Origin of the sequence: Mesorhizobium sp. M8A.F.Ca.ET.207.01.1.1 (assembly GCF_004794715.1) — a bacterium.
Taxonomy (GTDB): Bacteria; Pseudomonadota; Alphaproteobacteria; order Rhizobiales; family Rhizobiaceae; genus Mesorhizobium.
This window is the reverse complement of the sequence record NZ_SRUS01000081.1, coordinates 1-459: the sequence shown is the minus strand read 5'-3', so window position 1 is coordinate 459 and position 459 is coordinate 1. Positions and strand designations below refer to the sequence as shown.

The window sequence follows — 459 nt, the reverse complement described above, 5'->3', positions numbered from 1 at the left end:
GCGGCATGCCACCGCCGGAGAGCTGCTGTGAACCGACCGACCGACCCTCGCGATGCGGAAGCGCGCGCGCTGGCACAGGCGTTGCGTGAGCAGGCGCAGCAGGAAGCAACGCCGGATGTGAGCGAGGCGCTGCAGAAGCGCATTGCCGCTGAGTCGCGCGACAGTGGTGTGGTCTATGTGGTGGTGCAGGTGCTGTTGTTTGGCGCGCTGCTGGCTGCAGCGGCCTGGTATTTCTGGCACTGAGGCACCCGCCGGGTGATGGGCCGCTCCAATCGCTGCTGGTAGATGCCGACCTTGGTCGGCGTTTGGGTGTGTGTGCCAACCAAGGTTGGCAGCTACCAAAGCGCTTAATCCGTGGTGTTGGGCCATGCCCGGCGGCCTTCACGCAGCCCTGCGACAAAGTGAAGCAGCGCGTCACCCGGTCGCATCCCACCTTAACGAAATCCTCCTAAAGTGGTC

At 64.5% G+C, this 459-nt stretch carries 1 protein-coding gene; it reads left to right on the top strand.

Annotated elements, in window-relative coordinates; genetic code table 11:
• The coding region (locus EN850_RS33545; protein ID WP_210238003.1) for a hypothetical protein at nt 1–243 on the top strand (243 nt) is incomplete at its 5' end.
• Nucleotides 244–459: the final 216 nt, after the last annotated feature.